The organism is Streptomyces sp. NPDC088553, assembly GCF_044752965.1.
Lineage (GTDB): Bacteria > Actinomycetota > Actinomycetes > Streptomycetales > Streptomycetaceae > Streptomyces.
Genome location: NZ_JBIVMG010000001.1, coordinates 252,389 through 272,445 on the forward strand (window position 1 = coordinate 252,389; position 20,057 = coordinate 272,445).

The following is a 20,057-nucleotide window of genomic DNA, read 5'->3' on the forward strand; positions in this document are numbered from 1 at the left end:
GGCGGTGTACGGAAGCACTTCCTCCGCCCCAACCCCGGTGCGCCCGGAGAGGTCACGCCGCGGCGGCTGCCGGAGCCGCCTCACGGACCCTGATCAACCCCGATGGCCCACCGGCCCTTCCGCCACGCCGGCGCACCGGGCATCAGGCCCCGATCTCCAAGGACCGTGGGTACTCGGCCGGCGCTGTGCCGGATCTTTGATCAGTCATGATGACCGGAGACTGAAACGGACCAGACCAGACCAGTCGCGGATCAGAACAGGGCAGACCGGAGGCGGTCCTTCTCGCGCGGACCGCGGGAGGGGCCCATCTCGGCCAGATGCACGGGGGCGTTGATGCGGGGATACGGCGAGACAGTGCTGCTGGACGTGCTGGCCGGTGCGGCAGAGGCCGCGCCCGGCGAGGGCATCGTCCATGTCGACGGGGACGGCGAGGAGCGGAGCGTCAGCCATGGCGCGCTGTTCGCCGATGCCCTGCGCGTTGCCGGAGGGTTCCTCGACGCCGGGCTCGCGCCGGGAAGCCATCTGGTGCTGCCCGCCGAGCGCAGCGAGGACTTCCTGCCGCTCTTCTGGGGCGCCGTCGCCGCCGGGCTCGTACCGGTGCCGCTCGCCCCGGACGTACGGCGAGTGCTGCCCGTATGGCAATTTCTCGGCGAGCCGCCGGTGGCCGTCGGCGCGTCCACCGTGCCGCTGCTCGACGCCCTGCCCAGCACCGTCCGTTCTCTGACGCTCGACGGTCTCCGCGAGTACCCCGCTGCTCTGACGCTGCCGCAGCGGGAGCCCGACGACGTGGCGTTCCTGCAGTTCTCCTCCGGCAGCACGGGGACGCCGAAGGGGGTCGAGCTGACGCACGCGGCCGTTCTGGCCAATCTGGCGCAGATCCGTGCCGCGGCCGGTATCGACTCCGCTGATGTGCTGGCCACCTGGATGCCGTACTTCCACGACATGGGGCTGATCGGCACCCACCTCGTACCGTTGTCGGCAGGGATCAAGCAAGTACGGCTCGAACCGCTGACGTTCGCCAAGCGGCCCCTCCGATGGCTGGAGGCGGCCTCACGGCACCGGGCGACGCTGCTCTCGGCCGCCAACTTCGCCCTGGCGCTCGTCGAACGGCGCGTGCCCGCCGACGCGCTCGCCCGTCTTGACCTGACGTGTGTACGCATGATGTCGGTCGGCGCCGAGCCGATCTCGCCGGCCGTCTGGCGGGCCTTCGTCGGGCGGATGCGGACCACGGGGCTCCCGGCGAGCGCGCCCACGCCGGTGTACGGCCTCGCGGAGTCCACCCTCGCCGTCACCTTCCCGCCACCGGGGGAAGTCGCCCGGCCGCTGGCCCTGGACAGGGCCGCGCTCGCGGGTGGCCGCGCCGTGGACACCGCGCCCGGACCGGACGCGGTGGAGCTGATGGACGTGGGCAGCCCCGTGCACGGGTGCGCCGTACGGATCACCGACGACACGGGTCACCCCGTCGGGGAACGGCGGGTCGGCCACATCGAGGTCAGTGGCCCCCAGGTGGCCCGCGGCTACCACGGCGCCCCGGAGGCGACGGCGGAAGCGTTTCGTGGCGCCTGGCTGCGCACGGGTGACCTGGGATTCCTGCGCCAGGGGCGGCTTTGTGTGACGGGCCGGTCCAAGGACGTCGTCTTCGTCGACGGGCGCACGCTGCACGCGTCGGACCTGGAGGAGGTCGCGGCGAACACGCCGGGGCTCGGTCTGTGCCCCGTCGCGGTCGTGGGATCGACCGATCCTGGGGACGGCGGCGAGCGAGTGGTCGTCTTCCTCGCGCCCGCGCCACCTCTGTCCGCCGTGACAGCCGAGCTCCTGCACGCGGTCCGCGGACGGGTCCGCGAGGCCGTGGGGCACGACGACGTACGGGTGTTGGCGCTGCCGGTACGCGGGTTCCCGCGCACGACCAGCGGGAAGGTTCGTCGCGGGGTGCTCCGCGAGCGCTTCGAGGGCGGGGAGTATCCGGAGATCGCGGGGCGGGCGGCCGCGGGGGTGGCGGGGACGGGAACCCTGTCCGAGTCCGACGCACGCCGGCCGTCCGGATCTCTGCCGAAGCAGCGGGCTGGGGGCATGTCGCAGGCGCTGGTCGAAGACCGGCCAGGTGTACAAGGCACCGCATCCGATGCGTCCTACCCGGCCGACGCATCCGATGCGTCCTACCCGTCCGGCGCATCCGATGCGTCCTGCCCGGCCGACGCGTCCGGCGCTTCCGACGATCGCGCTGTGGGCTCCGCCGGCGGAGCGGACGCCTCCCGTGCCGGCGACGGTCCCTCCGGAGTCCTTCCGTCGGCGTCGGCGCCCCGGTCCCGGCCTGACGTCGAGGCCGTCGTGCGCGGTGTCTGGGCGCGGGCGCTCGGGCTGCCGGGCAGCGCCATCGGGCTGGACGACGACTTCCGGGCCCTCGGAGGCTCCTCGCTCAAGGCCATGGAAGTCCTGGCCGGGCTCGAGGACGAGTTCGGGGTGACGCTGCGCCCGTCCGACGTACGCGACTACACCACGGTGGCTGCCCTCGCCGGGCTGATTCTCGCCGGCGGCGGTTCTGAAGGACAAGGGTGGGATGAGACGTCGAGCGCGACGGGTGCGGGTGGCGCCTCGGCGCACCCCACTTCGCAGGAGTCGGCACAGGCCACTCCGCAAGAGTCGGCACAGGCCGTCGAGCCGGTGATCGCCGTCTCCGCGCTCGCCTGTCGTTTCCCCGGGGCCGATACGCCCGAGGCCTTCTGGGACCGGCTCCTCGACGGCTACGACGCCGCCACCCCCGTACCCGAGGGGCGGTGGGCCGATCCGGCGGACGGACACACGCGGTGGGGTGCGTTCCTCGACGAACCCGGCGGTTTCGACGCGGGGTTCTTCGGGGTCGGAGAGGAGGAGGCGCGGGCGACCGACCCTCAGGCGCGGATTCTGCTGGAGCTCGCCCACGAGGCCCTGGAGCGGGCCGGCTACGCCGGGCCGCGACGGCGCGGGCGCCGGGTGGGGGTGTTCGTCGCCGCCGGCGACAGCGGCTATCGGGGCGTTGTTGAACAGGCGTACGGCGATGGCGAGTTGCCCGCCGCCGCCCTCACCGGGAACCTTCCCGGCATGCTCGCCGCGCGCGTCGCGCACTGCCTCGACCTGACCGGTCCGGCGCTCGCGGTCGACACCGCCTGCTCCTCGGCCCTCGTCGCGCTCCACCTGGCGCGCCGCAGCCTTCAGGCAGGTGAGTGCGACATCGCCGTGGTCGGGGGCGTACATCTCAATCTCACGTCGGCCGGGTACGCGCTCCTGAAGAAGGCGGGGGCGCTGTCCCCGACCGGGCGTTGCCACGCGTTCGGCGCGGCGGCCGACGGGTTCGTCCCCGGGGAGGGCGGCGCGGCCCTCGTTCTGACCCGGCTCGACGAGGCGCAGCGGGCCGGGGATCCCGTCCTCGCCGTGCTCCGCGGCACCGCCGTGAACAACGACGGCCGTTCGCTCAGCCTGATGGCACCCAATCCCCTGACCCAGCGTGAGGTCATCACTCAGGCCTACCGAGACGCGGGCGTCGCCCCGGAGAGCGTGTCGTACGTGGAGGCGCACGGCACCGGCACGCCCATCGGCGACCCCGTCGAGGTGCGTTCGCTCGCCCATGCCTTTCCGCCGCTTCCCGATGGAAGGCTCAGGCTGCTCGGCTCGGTCAAGACGAACATCGGCCATCTGCTCAACGCCGCCGGAATGCCGAGCCTGGTGAAGGTGGTCCTCGCTCTCGGTGAGCGGCGCCTGCCGCCGTCGCCGCTCCGGAACGCGGCTTCTGCCTCGGCCTCGGCTGCTGCTGCGGCTTCTGCTTCGCCCCACCTGGCCGGTTCCGGGTTCGCTCTGGTGGATGCCGCACGCGAATGGGAGGCGCCCGGCCCGCTCGTGGCGGGGATCAACGCCTTCGGCTTCGGTGGCACCAACGCCCATGCCGTACTGGAGGAGCCGCCTGCCCCGCATCGGCCGGAGCGGGCCCCGTCGCGCGGGCCCCGGCTGCTCACCCTGTCTGCCCATGGGGAGGACGGGCTGCGTGACGCCGCCGCCGGGCTCGCCGCCCATCTTCGTGCCCACCCCCGTCTCGACGAGGGGGACGTCTGCGCCGCCGTCGCCACCGCACGCGACGAGGGGCCCGATCGTCTCTCCCTCGTCTCCGACGGCGATCTCGCCGCGCGGCTGGAAGCCGCCGTACACGACGGGGTGACGCCGGCCAGTCACCCCGTACGGTCACGGGCTCGCCTCGTCCTTCTCCTTCCCGGGCAGGGCGTACGGCCGCCGCGCGGTCAGGCCCGCTCCCTTCACGCCGACGCGCCTGCCTTCCGTGAGGCGCTCGACGAGGCCTCCGGCCACGTCGGGGTGATCGGCGGGCGCAGTCTCGCCGCCTGGTGCCTCGACGACGACGTGTCGTGGCCCGACGCGCTCGCCCGTACCGAGATCGCCCAGCCGCTCCTCGTCGCGTACGGAGTCGCGCTCGCCCGTCAGGTACGGGCCTGGGGCATCACCCCGGACGCTGTCGCCGGGCACAGCGTCGGCGAGATCGCCGCCGCGTGCGTCGCGGGGACTCTCTCGCTCGCCGACGCCGTACGGTTCGCCGCCGAACGTGGCAGCCTGATGGCTGAATCGTGCGCCCCCGGCGCCATGGCTGCCGTGCGCTGCGGGGAGGAGACGGTCGCCGACGTGGTGGCCCGGGCGCGGGGCGCGCTGAGCGTCGCCGCCGTCAACGGTCCCGACCAGGTCGTCCTCGCCGGGACCGAGGCCGCTGTCGAGCACGCGATCGCCACCCTGTCCGCTCGGGGTCTCGCCGCGCGTCGGCTCGGCGTGTCCCGGGCCTTCCACTCGTCCCTGATGGATCCGGCCCTGGACGCGCTGACCGAAGCCGCGCGGACTCTCGTGCTCCGGCCCTCGGTGAGGTCGACGACGACGCTGCCGATACCGCTGATCAGTACGGTCACGGCCGGTTGGCAGCCTGTCCTGGACCCGACCTATCTGCGGGGCCAGGCCCGGCAGCCGGTGCGTTTCGGCGCCGCGGTGGAGCGGCTGCTCGGTGAGGGGTACGACACGTTCGTCGAGCTCGGCGCCGACGCCCTCGGCGGCTCCGTGCGTGCGGCCGCGGCCGCCCACCCGCGCGGAGGCGGGGCGGTCGCCCTTGCTGCCGGGCACCGGGGCGGTGCGCGAGGGCTCCTTGAGACCGTCGGCCGGCTCTGGGAGCGGGGTGTGCCGCTGGACCGTGCCGGGCTGGACGCCGGCCGGGCCCGGATGTTCGACGCACCCACGTATCCCTTCCAGCGGCGCCGCTACTGGCCGGCGGCCGCGCCTCGGCACCTGCCGCCCCGGACACCCCTCCCCCTGCCTCCGTCGCCGTCGTTGCTGCACCGGTTCGGGTGGGACGACGCCCCGCTGACCGTCGGATCCGGGCCACGTACCGTCCTTCTGGCGGGGCCGGATTCGCCGCTCTCCCGTGCGTTCGCGGACCGGCTCAAGGGGCGAGGTGTCGCGGTCCGACGGGCGGCCGGGGACGCGCTTGTCGGCTGTGGGCCGGTGACCGAGGACGAGCCGGCTCCCGAGGTCGTCGTGCTGCTCGCCGGTCCCGCCGTGGCGCCGGACTCCGCGGACGCCCTCGACGCCGCCCACCGCGCCATGGCGACCGGGCTCCAGAACCTCCTGCCGGAGCTCGCGCCGCACCGCCCGCGCGTGCTCGTCGTCACCGAGGACGTCCACGTCACCGGTGCCGGACCCGAGCGTCCGCGCCCCGCGCAGGCGGTCCTGACCGGGCTGACCCTGGCGCTGCCGGAGGAGTTTCCCGGTGTGGTCGCCCACAGCGTCGACCTCTCGTCCCTCGACGAGACGGGCGCGCGGCTCGACGCGCTCGACCACGAGCTCGCCGCTCGGCCCACCGCACCGGACGACGGTACGCGCCTTCGCTCGGCGCACGCCGTCGCCTGGCGGGCGGGGCGACGCCTCGGCCGGACGACCGAGCCGGTCGCCATGGGGCCCGGCACGGGACCGGACACAGGACCTGGCACGGGGCCTCACGCCGGACCCGGCACAGGGCCTCACGCCGAGGTCGCGGCGTTGCCGCCGCACGGCACGTATCTGGTCACCGGTGGAACCGGCGGTGTCGGCGCGGCGTTGGCCCGCGATCTCGCGGGGCGGGGCCGGCCGAGCCTGCTGCTGACCGGTCGCTCGGCCGAGCCGCCCGCCGGGCTGCTCGCCGAACTCCGGGCGCTCGGCGCCACCGTGGACTACTTCGCCGCCGATGTCTCCCACGAGGCCGACATCGACGCGCTGCTCGCCGGTCTTCCGCGACTCGACGTGCTGATGCACGCCGCCGGGGTCGTGCGTCCCGGCACTCTGCGAGCCAAGACACCCGACGAGATGGCCGAAGTCCTGGCCGCCAAGACGCGGGGCACCGACCTGCTCGCCCGTGGACTCGTCAAGCACGACCTGCGCCCCTCCCTGTGCGTGGCGTTCTCCTCGGTCGCCTCGGTTCTGCCGGGCCTGGCGGGCGCGATCGGCGACTACGCCGCCGCCAACGCCTACCTCGACGCCTTCGCCGCCGCCGAACGCGCGGCAGGTCGGCCGTGGCTGGCGGTCAACTTCGCCGCGTTCGCCGATACGGGACTCGCCGCCGGTACCAGCGTGTTCGCCCGCAGTGCCGGTTCCGGTGCCGGTGCTGGTACCCCCGCCGGCTCCCGTGCCGCCGGCGGGGCCGCGCGCGGGCCCGCGCCGCTGGCGACCGGCGAGGCGCTGGACGCCCTGCGTACGGCCTGCGGCATCGACGCCGCCCAGCTCCTGATCGCCGACCTTGGCCGGAGGGCCGGCGCGCCTCGTGGCTCGACCGGCTTCGGCGTACCCCCGATCCCCTCCACTCCTCCATCGGCTCCCCCACCCACCGCGCAGGCCACGACCTCCCGACCTGACGGCGTGCCGGATGTCCTGCGGCAGCTGCTCTGCGACGCGCTCCACGTCTCCCCCGACGCCCTCGGTGACGACGTACCGCTCCTCGGCCTCGGACTCGACTCGCTCATGGCCGTCGATCTCGTCAAGCGGCTGGAGCAGGAACTGGACCGTTCCCTGCCCATCACCCTGTTCTTCGAGCACCGGACGCTGGGCGAACTCGCCCGCGAACTCGCACACGACCCCGGTCGCGAACCCGGCGAGTCAGCGGCAGCGCCGTCGACCGACGACGGCGTCCCCTTCTCCCTGACGCCGGTCCAGCTCGCCTTCCACGCCCAGGGCGGGCTGTACCCGGACGTCCCCGCCTACGGGTACGTGACCCAGGAGGTCCGCGGACCCCTCGACCCCGAGTTGCTCGGCAAGGCGCTCGGCCTGCTCGCCGCCCGTCACGCGATGCTTCGCATCCGGATCCTCCCGGGGGAATCGGCGCCCGCCCAGTCCGCCGTACCGTCCGCGTCGCACGACAGCGCGGCGGTGCCCCACTGGTACGAGATTCGCGAGCTGCCCGGTACCCGTACCGCCGAGGAGGAGTTCGGCGAGCTCGAAGAGGCCCTGTGCAACCGGCCGTTCGACCTCACCGCCGAGGCTCCGATCCGCGCCGTGCTCGCCCGTGCCGACGGCGGGGCCTCCGGGTGCTTCGCCCGTCTCGTGCTCGTCGTACATCACGCCGCCGCCGACGGCTTCAGCCTCAACGTCCTCGGCGAGGAACTCTGGGCTCTCTACACCGCTCTGTCGCTGGGGCGCGAACCGGAACTCCCCCCGCTCACCACCGACTTCGCCGCCTACGTCGCACACGAGCGGTCCGAGCGGGCGGGCTCCGCCCTCGCCGAGGACCGGGCGTACTGGCGTGAGGTGCTCCGCCGGCAGGGCGAGCCGCTCACGCTCCCGTACGACGGTGATCCGCTGGGACTCCCCGAACCCCCGCTCCTCGCCCACCAGGTGACCCCCGGCCCCGACCTGACGGCCGCGCTCCGGGAGACGGCCGCCGCCCACGGCGTATCCCTCTTCCACCTGCTCCTCGCGGCATACGCGCGCTGCCTGTCCCGGTGGAGCGGCGGGCGGGAGGACGTGTCCGTGAACGTCGCCAGGGCTCGTCGCGAGACGCGGCTGCCCGGCATCGACCGGCTGGTGGGACCGCTGGCCGACACCCTCCCGATTCCCGTCCACGTCGGACCGGACGATTCGGTGCACGCGCTCGCGGTACGGCTCCGCGACGCGTGGCCCGAGAGCGAACGGCACGGCCGGCTCACGAGCCTGGACCTCGCCCGGCTCCTGCCGGCGGACGGGGCGGGGCCTCGTACCGCCGCACCCGCGTCCTTCAGCTTCGCTCGTTTCCCGGTCTCCCTCGACTCCGAATGCCCTGTGGAGGTACGTCCGACCTCGGCCGGTACGGCCTCCGCCGCCACCCGGCTCAGCCTGCTGTGCTGGGAGTCCGACGGGGAGCTGGCCTTCTCGTGGAACTTCCCGGCGCGCCTCTTCGACCGGTCCACGATCGCGCGCCTTGCCGCCGAGCACCTGGCCGAACTCACCGAGACGGCCGGGCTCACCGAGAACGAGGCGGCCGCCGAGGGCGAACCCCCGGCCGCCGCCCCCGTATCCGCCCCCGCACCCGCTCCCGCCGGCCCGTCGACGGCCCTCCCCGCCCCTCCCCCGGCCGGCGACATCGTCGCCCGCCTGCGCGCCCAGTTCCGGACGACGCCCGACGCGGTCGCCGTCGACACGGACGGCGCCACCCTCACCTACGCCGAACTCGACCGGGCGTCCGACGCGCTCGCCGCCCGCCTGCGCGCCCGCGGCGTGGCCCCCGGTGACCTCGTGGGCCTTCTGACCGAGCCCGGCGCCGACGCCGTCACCGGTGTGGTCGGCATCCTGCGCGCCGGTGCGGGCTGGGTGCCGCTGGACGCCGCCCATCCCCCCGTACGCCTGGCCGATCAGCTGGAGCGGTCCCGCGCGGGCGCGCTCGTCTGCCATGCGGCGACGCGGGACTCGGCGACGGAGCTGGCCTCATCGGCGAACATCACGCTGGTCACGACCGCCGACGGCCCCTCCCCCGCGCCGCTCTCCCACGCTCCGGAGGACGAGTCCCCGTCCCCCGCCCCCGATCCCGACTCCCTCGCCTACGTCATCTTCACCTCCGGCTCCACCGGGCGCCCCAAAGCAGTGCCCATCACCCGCCGTTCGATGACCAACTACCTCGACTGGGCACTCGCCACCTTCGGTTACGGCGAGGGCGACCGGCTCGCCCAGACGGCGTCGCTGTGCTTCGACGCGTCCGTACGCCAGCTCCTCGCACCCCTCCTCGTCGGGGCCACGGTCGTCACCCTGCCCCGGCAGCTCCTGCGGGACCCCGAGGCGCTGCTCGACCGGGTCGAGCAGGCCCGGATATCGGTGTGGAGTTCGGTCCCGAGCTTGTGGTCCCGGCTGCTCGAAGCCGCGGAGACGCGCGTACGGGAGGGCGGGCCGGCACCCGACCTGTCGGCCCTCCGCTGGATCCACGTCGGCGGCGAGGCCCTCCCGCCCGCCCATGTACGCCGCTGGTACGACCTGTTCGGGCCCGGGCACCGGATCGCCAACCTCTACGGGCCCACCGAAGCCACCATCAACGCCACGTTCCACATCATCGAGACCCGCCCCGCCGACGACGTGCGGACGATCCCGATCGGAACCCCCCTCTCCGGCACGGAGGTCGACGTCGTCGCCGACGGAGGGCGGCGCTGCGCACCCGGCGAGCCAGGCGAGCTGCTCATCACGGGCGTGGGACTCACCCCCGGCTATCTGCACGCCCCGGAACTGACCGCCGCCGCGTTCACCGAGCGCGACGGCCGTCGCTGGTACCGAAGCGGCGACCGGGTCCGGCGCGACAAGGACGGCGTCCTCGAGTTCCTCGGACGGCTCGACGACCAGGTGAAGATCCGCGGTCACCGGGTGGAACTCGGCGAGATCGAGTCGGCACTCCTCACCCATCCGGCGGTCGCCCGCGCCGCGGTGGTCCACCGTGAGGAACGGCTGAGCGCCTTCGTGCAGTGCCTGCCGGGCGTTACGGCTCCGGATTCCACGGCGCTGCGCACCCATCTGGCGCGGACGCTTCCGGAGTACATGCTCCCGTCCCGTATCCATGTCGTCGGCGAACTCCCCATGACGGGAACCGGCAAGATCGACCGCGCCGGTCTGAAGCCCCCCGCGACCGAGCCGGCGAATCCCGAGGGAGGGTCGACAGGGCCGTTCCCCACCACTCCCACCGAGATCCTGCTGTCCCGCGTCTGGTCCGAACTCCTCGACGCGGACGCGGACGCGATCCGGCGCGAGGACGACTTCTTCGCCCTCGGTGGCGACTCCCTGCTCATCCTCCAGGTGTTCGCCCGGCTGCGGGAGACGATCCCGGCCCTGCCCCGGCCCACTGTGGTGTACACCCACCGCACGCTGGCCGCGCTCGCCGCCGCGATCGACCGCGGCCCGACGGGCGAGCCGACGGCGACCGATCAGGTGAACTCCTGCGTCGCCGAGCGCACGCAGGCAGGTTCGCCCTCTCCGATCCCGACACCCGCCTCCTCCCCGTCCGGCTTCCCCTCCGCCTTCCCGCTCTCCCCCTCCCAGCGCGGGTTCCTGCTCGCGGAGGCCATGGCGCCCGGCTCGCCCACGGCGTGGCTCGCGTGTCTGCGGGTCGACGGGCCCCTACGACCCGATGCGTTCCAGCAGGCCGTCGACGCCTGCGTCGCACGCCATCCGATGCTGCGGACCGTGTTCCCCGCCGGAGTACGGCCGCCGATCCAGCAGGAGCTCCCGCCCACGCTCCGGCTCCCGGTCGACTTCGAGACCCTCGCCGAGCCGGACCTGCTCGCGTCGCGGATCGCCGAGGAACGCGAACGGCGCTTCGAGTCCTGGGCCTGGCCGCTGCTGCGCCTACGGGTGCTGACCCTCGGGCCCGACGAGCACGCGCTCGTCGTCCATGCCCACCACCTGATAGGCGACGGTTACAGCGTGGCGCTGCTCGGCCGGGAGTTGCTCGCCGTCTACGACCGTGTCGTACGGGGTGAGTTCGCCGAACTACCGCTGCTGCGGGGCACGTTCCGCGATCACGTCGTTCTTCAGGAACGTACGGCCACGTCCGGCGAGTACGGGACCGAGACGAACACCGGCACCGGCACCCACGCCCATCGGGCCTCCCGACTCGACAAGCCGTACCGACGCCCGGTCATCGGAGGCGGTGCAGGCGAGCGGACGTCCGCCCGGTACCCCGAGGCACCTCCGTACCGCTCCACCGGATTCACCCTGGCCGCGGACGAGGTCGCCGCGCTCCGCCGGATTGCCACCGACGCGGGTACGACGCTGTTCGCCCCGGTCCTGACCGCGTACTACCGGACGCTGGCGGCCACGACCGGGCAGGAGGATCTGATCCTCGGTCTCGCCGTGTCCGGCCGTGACGACGCGCATCCGGACGCCCATCTGGTATTCGGTCCGTACGCCGCCGCCGTGCCGCTCCGACCGGGCCACCGGTCCGCTGCTCGAAGGGCGGCAGGCCGCACGTTCGCGGACGACCTTCGGGCCATCGTCGAGGAGGTCGAGGCGGCCCGTACCCACGGGGTCCGGCCCCCCACGAGCGACGGCGGGCTTCCGCCGGCGGCCCAGTTCTTCTTCACCTTCCTGGACTTCTCCGCCCTCGGGCCGATGAGCGGCGCGACGCTGAGCGTGCGATGGGACGACGCCGACGCCGAACTCGCGCCTCCACCGGTGGGCACGGACACGTTCCTGGCGGTACGGCCGGTCGGGGACGGAGAGCTGCGGGTGACGCTGCGCGCGGCGACCACGGCGTTCCCCGAGGAGGCGGCGTTCGCTTCGTTCACCGGGGCCTTGCGGAGCGGGCTGACCGATGCCGCGGTCGGGGCGGCGGGGAGGCGACCACGTCGCTCGGTCGAGGCTGCGTCGCCCGGCGTCCTGGACTCCGCGCTCGTCGGGTACCTCCCGCCGCCGGGTCAGCTTGCCGCGCTGGCGGCGGCCGGCGGGTACGGCGGTCACAGCGGCACAGGCAGGGTCGGTGCGCCGGCGGCCGAGGCGGCGGTATCGCGTGAGCAGCTCCGGGAGTGGCTCTTCCCGGGCGGGCGCCCGAGACTCGTGGAGGAGATCGACACTCCCCTGGGTCGCTCGGGATTCGTCTGCCTTCCGCTGTTCGCGGACGAGCTCGCGTCGACGTCCGACCTCGCCGCTCGGACGGCCCGGGCCGTTGAGCTCGCGGCGGCGTCGGGCGCCCGTTCCGTCTCGCTCGCGGGGATGATCCCGTCCCTGACGGCGTACGGCTTCGGCGTTCTGCGGGAGACCGAGGTGCCGACGGCGCTGACGACCGGGCACGCGGCGACGGCGGTGTCGGTGGTCAAGACCGTGCACGCCGCGCTGGTCCGGACGGGCCGCGGGCTCATCGGTCTGGGTGACCTCTCCGTCGCCGTGGTCGGCCTGGGGTCCATCGGCGGTTCGTCGCTGGAACTTCTCCTGACGCTGGCACCCGAGCCGCCCGCCCGGCTGCTTCTGTGCGATGTCGCCGGCAGTGCGTCACGGCTGCGTACGCTGGCCGACGGCTTGATCGCCCGCGGTCTTGCCCGGAACGTGGAGATCCACGAGTCCGGCCGGTACGTCCTCCCGGCCGCCGTCTACGAGGCCGATCTCCTCGTCACGGCGGTCAGCGGGGGCGGCGCGCTGCTCGACGTGTCACGCATCCGACCGGGCACGGTCGTCGTCGACGACTCCTTCCCCCACTGCTTCGACACGACGAAGGCACTGGCCCGGATGCGGGAGCGGCGCGACGTCCTCATCGTCGGCGGCGGTCTGCTCTCCCTCGGTACGGGCGGACCGGGTGGGTCCGCCGGGACGGGCGGAGCCGTGAGGCGGCGTACGGCTCCGGGGCTGCCGCCCGCCGCGGCGGCGGGATACGCCGCGCGCTCGTGGCTCCCTGACACGATCGCCTCCTGCCGCCTGGAGTCACTGCTGCACGCCGCCGACCCGGAACTCCCCCTGGTCCACGGCCTGGTGGACGCGCGGCTGGCGCTGGCGTACTGGCGGGGCATGGAAACGGCGGGCATCGCAGCGGGCCCGCTGCACCTCCTGGGCCACACCGTCGCCACCGAGGACGACGCTCTCGACGGCTTCCCACCCCGACCGTCCGGAGCCCGCTAGGGGGTGTTGCGGCCGGCTCGGTGTCCGGGGGCGGCGGGTTCCCGGTGTACTGGGCCGGTGACCGCCCCCCAGCACCAGGTCCTCGGTCAGCACGAGCACCGTCCGGGCCTGGGCCGGGGCCAACGGCTACGACCTGCCCGGCCGGGGGCGCGTCCCGTTCGCCGTCTTCGAGGCCTGGAGGGCGGCGACGCACTCCGACTGACCTCCCCACGGCGAGGCTCTCACGTGAGGTGTACGGACAGGCCGCACAGGCCCATGCCGGTGCGGGCGGCGGTGCGCCAGAGGCGCGGGGGGCCGTCGAGGACGCTCTCCTCGCCGGGCGCGTAGGACAGCCAGTCCTGGGCCTCGGCCGCGGCGCGTTCGTCCGGGGTGAAGGTGAACGCGCGCTCGACGTGCGGGAGGCTCGCGGCGACCTGCGCCGGGGTGAGCAGGAACGTGCCGCACCAGCCGGGCAGGAGCGCCGCCCGGCTGGGTCCGAGCGCGTGGAGGAGCGACGAGACGGCGTACTCCTTGCTGTGGACGGAGAGGAACATGAGGTCCTCGCTCCGCCCGTCCCACACGTCGTCCACGACGTAGAACGACGGGTCCGTTCTGCCTCCGCACATGTCGTCGACGTGCGCGCCGGGGGCGGTGAGTTCGTGGAACGACTCGATCTCCGGGCCGTGGTTCTCGTACCACGTCCGGTGGTCGGGGAGCGGGGCCCGCTGCCAGTCCTGCCAGCGGCGGGGAGCATCCGGGCTGTCGCGGTCCGCGCGCATCGCGGGAAGCAGTCGCGGGGCGAGGTCCGCGATGTCTTCGTCGGTGTGGGCGGAGATCGCCCACGCGCTGATGAATCCCATGCGGTCGACGTTAGCTCCGGGCACTGACGGCGTTCCCCCGTCGGGCACCGGCGTCGTTGCCTCGTCGCACGCTCCCTCCTCTCCTTCTCTCCGTGCTCCCCGCGCTCGTCCGTGGTCACACCGCATGGCTCACCCGCCTCCGTGGTGTCGAAGGCGGGTGAGCCATGCGGTGCGGGGAATCGAAGGACCTACTTGGCGAGCTTGCCGTTCGCCGTGACGGCGAACCATGTGCCGCCGACTCCCTGGCCGTTGGTGTCGCCGGGGGTCTTGTCGCCGGTGAACCAGTAGAGGGGCCAGCAGTCGATCGTGAGCTGCTTCGTGCCGTCCGAGCGGGTGAAGGTGATGAGCTTCTTCGGGTCGATGCCCTCGACGTCGTTGAGGTCGACCAGCTTCGCGGGCCGCCACTTCTCCAGGCAGGCGCCCTCGCAGTTGGACTTCATGGGCCAGGCGGTGTCCTTGGTGAAGCGGTAGAGGGTGCGGCCCTTGCCGTCGCGGATGATCTTGCCGAGCTTCGCGTCGTCGGCGAGCGAGAGGGCCGGGAGCGGCTCGGCCGCCTCCTTCACGCCCGCCTTCCTGCCGTCCGGGGTGACGGCGAACCAGGTGCCGCCCACGCCCTGGCCGTTCGTCTGGCCGGGCGCGGTGTCCTTGGCGAAGCGGTACACCGGCCAGCCGGCGATGGTCAGCTGCTCGGTGCCGTCGGCCCGCTCGACCGAGCCGATCCTGGCGGCGTCGACCCCACCGGGCTTGGTGGCGGAGGCGGGGACCGGGGGCCAGGCCTTGGCGCAGTCACCGGCGCAGGCGGACGAGGAGGGGTTGGCGGTGTCCTTGTCGAAGCGGTACAGGGTGAAGCCGGCCGCGTCGGCCACGAGCGGGCCCAGCTTGGCGTCGTCGCGGACCGCCAGCGGGCCGGACGCGGTCGCGGCGGCGCCTTCGGTGCCGGAGTCCGCGCCGCTGCCGCTGCCGTACGCGTCGGCGCCGCTGTTCCCGTCGGCGGCGGGGGCGGCCGTCTGCGCCGGGGGCTGCTGCGGGGAGCCGTTCGTGGTGCCCTGCGTTCCGCAGGCCGTCGCCCCGAGCGCGAGTGCGGTCCCGGCTGCGGCGATGGTGAGCTTGCGCAGGTTCATCATGAGAACTCCTCTTATCCGGTACTTCGTTGGTCTCTGTCGGCACCGGAAACACGCGGGCCGTAGGGGGCCGGTTCAACGAATCCGGAAATTCTTTTCGGGGCCTCGCACGAGAGCGCCGGCCGGGGCAGTCCCCCGACCGGCGCTCTGGTTCCGGTTCCGCCTTCGCCCGCTACACCGGCACGGTCACGAAGGTCTTTCCCGCCTCGTTCTCGACCACGACCGCTCGCACGTCGGCCGGGTCGACCGCCGCCGAGCCGTCGAGCGAGGCTCCCTTGCCCTCGCCGCCGCCCGGGGCCTCGCCCACGACCCAGCTGCCGGCCGTCGTCCTGGTGCCGTCGCGGCCGACCACCACGAGCTTGCAGCGCTCCCCCGGGGGCAGTCCGGTCACCGCCGCGTGGACGCGGACCCAGGCGGCCGCCGGTGTCACCCGTACGGTCATCCGGGCGCCGCTGGTGGCGTCGGTGGCCGAGGCGACGCGGGTGCCCGGCGGCGGGGTGGCGGGGGCTGTCGTGGACGTCGGCGGCGGGGTCGGTGGCAGGGCGACCGGATCGCCGGCGCCCGAGGTCGCCGTACCGGCCCAGAAGACGCCGGCGAGTGCCGCCGCCGCCGCGAGGCCGATCAGTCCGCCGCGGCGGGTCCGCGCGGTCGCGCTCTCGCCGCGCATCTGCCGCAGGGTGCGCTGGAGGAGCAGGTCGCCACCCTGGGGCGGGCCGTCGAGGAAGGCCTCCGGCGGCACTTCGCCGAGCGCCGCTTCCATCTCACGCAATGCGGACACCTCCTGCCGGCATGCCGCGCAGTCGTTCACGTGCGCTTCCAGGCGCCGAGTGTCGGCTTCGTCGAGTACGCCGAGCACGTACGGGCCGAGGAGTTCCTCCTCTTCGTGCTGCTGCCGGTTCATGCGACCACCTCCCTGAGTCCGGCGGGCTGCTGCGGCGCGCTCGGCCGGTTTCCTTCTCTGAACGTCTCACGCAACGCCTTCAGCGCGTAGTGCGAGCGGGATTTCACTGTGCCGGGCGGGATGCCCAGGGTGTCGGCCGCCTCCGCGACGCTCCGTTCGCGGTAGTACAGCTCGGTGAGCACGTCGCGGTGCTCGGGTGACAGGCGGTCGAGGGCGCCCAGGACGGTCATGGTGTCGACGACCGCGTCGGCGTGGTCCTCCTCGACGGGGGGTGTCGCGGGGGATTCGGCCACCTCTGCGGGGCGGGCGGCCTTGGCCCGGTAGCGGTCGGTGATGATGTTCCGGGCGACCGTGAGGAGCCACCCGCGTACCGATCCCTTTCCGTTGACGAGGGCCTCGGAGTGGCGCCAGGCGCGGATGAGGGTCTCCTGTACGACGTCCTCCGCGGTGGCCCGGTCGCCGGTCAGGCGGGTGGCGTACGCGAGGAGGGCGTTGCCGTGTTCCTCGTACACCGCCCTGATCAGTGCTTCGTCGGTCGATCCCCGCCTGCTGCGGGGCCATCGTGGTCCGGCCATCCCATCCACTCCGTCTGCGGTGCCAGCGTTGTCGGCGCCGTCCGCGCCGTGCCCAACACGTGGCGCCGGCACCCTTGGTTCATGTGAGGTGGGTCACTCCGGTGTGCTGCCTCGGCAGTGCCGGCCCGTGTTGACGCAGGCGACGAGCTCCGCCATCCGGTCGTCGGTCATCACGTTGACGAACATCGCGTGGTCGGTCTTCGGGCTGTGGCGTTGCTCGGGGAAGGAGTCCAGGGCGATCGGCGCGTCCGCCGGCGGTGCGTCGTAGGCCAGGGTGATGCGCAGTTCGGGGACGGCGAAGGTGTCCTGGGGGCAGACGCCGTTGGCGGCGGGGAAGAGCAGGTGGGTGCGTTCGGGGTTGGCGGTGTCGAGGCCGTTCCAGCAGCTGGGGAAGACCAGGGTGCGGGTGAGGCGGTCGCCCGCCGGGCAGCGCGGGTAGCGGGTGGTGGAGCGGTCGGGCAGGCTCGCGCAGCCCCAGCGGGCCTTCACGCCCTCGTCACCGCGGGCGGTGAACGCGACGGCGTCGCCGGTGAAGGCGCGCAGGAAGCGCGGCATCGGGACGACCCGGCCGGCCCGGTTGCCGTGGAACGTCAGGCGCACGTCGGCGGGCGTGAGGATCCGTCCCGTGTTGCCGTGGGCGGCCGCCTTCTCGTACGGCCGTGTCGCGGGGAGGTCGGGGCGGCGGAGGACGGGCCAGTAGTAGGTGGAGCGGTCGCCGCCGCGGCACGTGGTGGGGGCGGCGGCGAGGCTCTCGTCGGTGGAGAACGCGTCGGTGGAGCGGTTGCCGACGTAGGCGTGGGTGTGGTGGGCGCCGTGGCGGAGTCCGGGTGAGATCACCAGGTTGTCCTGGTTGTAGTGACCCTCCTCGTTGCGGCCGCAGTCGACGGCGAAGGAGCCCGTCGAGGCGTCGGGGCCTGGGGGCGACGCCTGTTCGCGGGTCGGCGGTACGTCACGGATGTCGACGAAGTCGCCGGGCGTGGGCGCTCCGTGCCCGGCGCCGGCCATCGCTCCGGTCACCGGGTCGTTCGGCCCTTTCCCTTCGGACGCTCCCAGGACGGCGGCGGTCAGGGCACCCCCCAGGACCAGGCAGACCAGCAGAACGAGCAGTCGGTGTTCTCTCCCCATGCCGGTCACCGTCGCCGCTGCACACGGTCGACGTCAACCGGGGTCCGTACGCCGGCCGGGCCCCCACGGGCAGGAGGTCGAACGTGACCATTCGGCGGAGGAGTTGGCCAGGGCCTGTGTCCGACATGGAGGCGGTGCGGAGAGCTGTTTAAGAAACCTTGTTGAATAAGCCTTTACCCCTGGTTCGCTCTTGATTTGCTCCTGCCAATCCGAACAGGGTTCTCTCGAACGTTTGACGCCCCACACGTCAACACGAGGAGAGATCCACTTTCATGGCAACTCACAAGCGATCCCACGGACTTCGCAACGCGGCCATAGCCACAGGTACCGCTGCGGCGGCCGCCGCAGCGCTGTTCGCGGGCAACCTCGCCGGGGCAGCCACCCCGGCCGAGGGCACCGTCCACGGACTCGGCGCCCCGGGTGCCGTCGACGGCAGCTTCATCGTCATCCTCGACGCATCCGCGAACAAGGGGGACCTCGCAAAGAAGTACGGCGGCAAGCTCGTCCGCTCCTACGGCTCCGAGGTCAACGGCTTCTCGGCGTCCGGTCTGACCGTCGACGAGGCCAAGCGCCTCGCCGCCGACCCCGCGGTCGGGACCGTCGTGCAGAACAAGCGGTTCAGCATCAAGGAGACGCAGGAACAGCCCCCGTCCTGGGGCCTGGACCGGATCGACCAGGCCGACACGGCCGGGGACCAGAAGTACACGTACCCCGACAACGGCGGGGAGGGCGTGACCGCGTACGTCATCGACACCGGCGTCCGGATCTCGCACAAGGACTTCGGCGGCCGGGCGGCCCACGGCTTCGACGCCGTGGACAACGACGACAGCGCCGACGACGGCAATGGCCACGGCACCCACGTGGCGGGCACCATCGCCGGCACCGCCCACGGAGTCGCCAAGAAGGCCAAGGTCGTGGCCGTCCGCGTCCTCGACGACAGCGGCTCCGGCACCACCGAGCAGGTCGTGGCCGGCATCGACTGGGTGACCCAGAACCACTCGGGTCCCTCGGTCGCGAACATGAGCCTCGGCGGCGGCGCCGACGAGGCCCTGGACGCGGCGGTCCAGCGGGCCATCGCCTCCGGTGTGACCTTCGCGGTGGCGGCCGGCAACGAGTCCTCCGACGCCGGACAGGGCTCGCCCTCCCGGGTGCCGGAGGCGCTCACCGTGGCGTCCAGCACCAAGGACGACGAGCAGTCGGAGTTCTCGAACTTCGGCTCCGTGGTGGACCTGTACGCGCCCGGCTCGGAGATCACCTCGGCCTGGAACGACAGCGACACCGGCGTCAAGACGATCTCCGGAACGTCGATGGCCACCCCGCACGTGGCGGGCGCCGCTGCCCTCTACCTGGCGGCCAACCCCTCGGCGACGCCGGCCGACACGGCCACCGCGCTGACCGGGTCGGCCACCGCGGACGCCATCAAGAACCCGTCCTCCGGCACCGCGAACAAGCTCCTCAAGGTGACGCCGTAACAGCACGTGCACGACCCGTCGGGGCCGGGCCCGCCCCCGACGAGCTGTGATCAGGTGGCCCTCCACACACCCGTGGAGGGCCACCTCCGTCCGTTCTGTGCCCGATACTGCTGAGATGCCGCAGACGCCGCGCGCCACGCTCCCCGAGCCGATATCGGCCGACCCGCCGCACCGCCCGGACCTCACTCTGCTCACCCAGTCCTGGCTCGATCTGGCGTTCCTGCACTGGGCCGTGGACCCCGCCGACGTGGCCCCGCTCCTGCCCGCCGGCACCGTGCCCGACACTCACGAGGGCATCACCTACGTGGGCCTGGTCGCGTTCCGGATGCACCGGGTCGGCTGGCTGCGGCTCCCCGGAATCCCGTATCTCGGGACCTTCCCCGAGACCAACGTCCGGCTCTACTCCGTGGACGCCCACGGGCGCCGGGGTGTCGTCTTCCGCTCCCTCGACGCGTCCCGGCTGATCCCGGTGACCGTCGGACGATGGGCGTTCCGCATCCCGTACGTCTGGTCCAGGATGAGCGTCCGGAACGACGGCACCACCGTGACGTACACCAGCAGCCGGCGCTGGCCCGGCCCGCGCGGGGCGCGCAGCGCGATCAGCGTGGAGGTCGGCGAGCCGGTGGCGGAGCCCACCGCGCTCGAACACTTCCTGACCGCCCGCTGGGGCATGCACAGCTCGTTCCGCGGGCGGCCGCTCTATCTCCCGAACACCCACCCGCGCTGGCCGCTGCACCGGGCCCGGCTGCTGGACTGCGACGAGACGCTGCTCACCGCGGCCGGTCTGGAGCGGCCGCCGGGTCCGCCCGTGAGCGTGCTCTACTCGCCGGGCGTGCCGGTCCGCTTCAGCGCCCCGCCGCGGGAGCCGCGGGTCGTATCGGTCCCGCGCCCGAGGCACGGGGTCGGGTGACCCGGTCGCGGTC

Annotated in this window: 8 protein-coding genes and 1 pseudogene; 4 read left to right on the top strand and 5 right to left on the bottom strand. The window is 73.4% G+C overall.

What is annotated here, in order from left to right:
- Positions 1–333: 333 nt before the first annotated feature.
- Complete coding sequence (locus tag ACIP8Z_RS01220) at positions 334–13,101, top strand: amino acid adenylation domain-containing protein (protein WP_402077188.1); 12,768 nt, start codon at positions 334–336, stop codon at positions 13,099–13,101.
- 85 nt (positions 13,102–13,186) lie between these two features.
- Positions 13,187–13,303: pseudogene (locus ACIP8Z_RS01225) on the top strand (hypothetical protein); the annotation flags it as partial.
- A gap of 19 nt (positions 13,304–13,322) precedes the next feature.
- On the opposite strand, the gene ACIP8Z_RS01230 reads toward ACIP8Z_RS01225, so the two are convergent.
- The 5 genes from ACIP8Z_RS01230 to ACIP8Z_RS01250 all read right to left on the bottom strand — a co-directional run bounded on the left by ACIP8Z_RS01230 (position 13,323) and on the right by ACIP8Z_RS01250 (position 17,662).
- Entirely contained in the window at positions 13,323–13,940 is a 618-nt protein-coding gene (locus ACIP8Z_RS01230) for a hypothetical protein (protein WP_402077190.1), read from the bottom strand.
- Positions 13,941–14,128: 188 nt separating this feature from the next.
- Positions 14,129–15,064 carry an SCO0930 family lipoprotein gene (locus tag ACIP8Z_RS01235; RefSeq protein ID WP_402077193.1) on the bottom strand — a complete coding sequence of 312 codons (936 nt, stop codon included), beginning with the start codon at positions 15,062–15,064 and terminating at the stop codon, positions 14,129–14,131.
- 169 nt (positions 15,065–15,233) lie between these two features.
- On the bottom strand, positions 15,234–15,962 hold the full coding sequence (locus ACIP8Z_RS01240) for a zf-HC2 domain-containing protein (RefSeq protein ID WP_402077195.1): 729 nt from the start codon (positions 15,960–15,962) through the stop codon (positions 15,234–15,236).
- Positions 15,959–16,537 (bottom strand): sigma-70 family RNA polymerase sigma factor, encoded by a 579-nt coding sequence (locus tag ACIP8Z_RS01245; RefSeq protein WP_402077197.1) that lies wholly within the window; start codon positions 16,535–16,537, stop codon positions 15,959–15,961. Before ACIP8Z_RS01245 ends, ACIP8Z_RS01240 begins: the two co-directional genes overlap by 4 nt.
- A gap of 93 nt (positions 16,538–16,630) precedes the next feature.
- Entirely contained in the window at positions 16,631–17,662 is a 1,032-nt protein-coding gene (locus ACIP8Z_RS01250; RefSeq protein WP_402077199.1) for a DUF1996 domain-containing protein, read from the bottom strand.
- Between the two features lie 272 nt (positions 17,663–17,934).
- Here ACIP8Z_RS01250 and ACIP8Z_RS01255 point away from each other — a divergent pair, with 272 nt between their 5' ends.
- Together ACIP8Z_RS01255 and ACIP8Z_RS01260 are read left to right on the top strand one after the other, a co-directional pair.
- Positions 17,935–19,134, top strand: coding sequence for a S8 family serine peptidase (locus tag ACIP8Z_RS01255; RefSeq protein ID WP_402077201.1), 1,200 nt, complete (start codon positions 17,935–17,937; stop codon positions 19,132–19,134).
- Between the two features lie 115 nt (positions 19,135–19,249).
- Positions 19,250–20,044: a YqjF family protein gene (locus ACIP8Z_RS01260; protein WP_402077203.1), complete on the top strand. Its 795-nt coding sequence runs from the start codon at positions 19,250–19,252 to the stop codon at positions 20,042–20,044.
- The last annotated feature ends 13 nt before the right edge of the window (positions 20,045–20,057 follow it).